The following is a 605-nucleotide window of genomic DNA, read 5'->3' as shown; positions in this document are numbered from 1 at the left end:
CGGCAACTAATGTACCAACACCTTCCAGCAGGGTTTCTTGTAATTGGTTTGTTTGCTTGGCGTTCTGGCGCAAGATGATTCCGATTTTTTGTTCTTCTTTCGGAGACAGATTGCCTGTGACAGCTATATCCCTTAATCCTGATTCAAAAGAGGCATACTTTGTTACGGACTGAACAACGGGAGAGGATATCGTGCGAGTTAATGCATAAGTTTCGGCTCCCTGTGCATATAGCGCCATACGATTCGCTTTGGCTGCATCACTCATGATAGCAGCAGACTGTAAGCGCTGTTGCTGACGGTTCAACTGCTCCAGCGTTCGGCTAACACGTTGCAGATCACTATTCAAACTCTGAGCACTGCGGGAACCAAGCTGACCGTAACGTTCAATAGCACGGTTCAGTACTTGTTGTCTGTTCTCAAGTCGCCGTGTCGTTTCTCCCAGCGCTCCCAGTGTACGACGTGTACCGGACATGGCAGAACTGAACGCACCACTGATGGCCCCACCAATAATGACACCAATGGAAAATTTTGCTGACACGAATTAAGCTCTCATTAAATGGGAAATAAAATGGAAAATTCACTTCCAGTATTCCAGACACTATTAT

The 605-nt window shown here is 46.4% G+C and carries 1 pseudogene; it reads right to left on the bottom strand.

What is annotated here, in order from left to right:
* Positions 1-538 (bottom strand): annotated as a pseudogene (locus ACGF5R_RS24335) (phage tail tape measure protein); the annotation flags it as partial.
* Positions 539-605: the final 67 nt, after the last annotated feature.

This window comes from Photorhabdus sp. RM71S (assembly GCF_042879355.1).
Taxonomy (GTDB): Bacteria; Pseudomonadota; Gammaproteobacteria; order Enterobacterales; family Enterobacteriaceae; genus Photorhabdus; species Photorhabdus kayaii.
The sequence above is the reverse complement of the archived record's forward strand: the minus strand, read 5'-3'. Positions and strand labels throughout refer to the sequence as shown.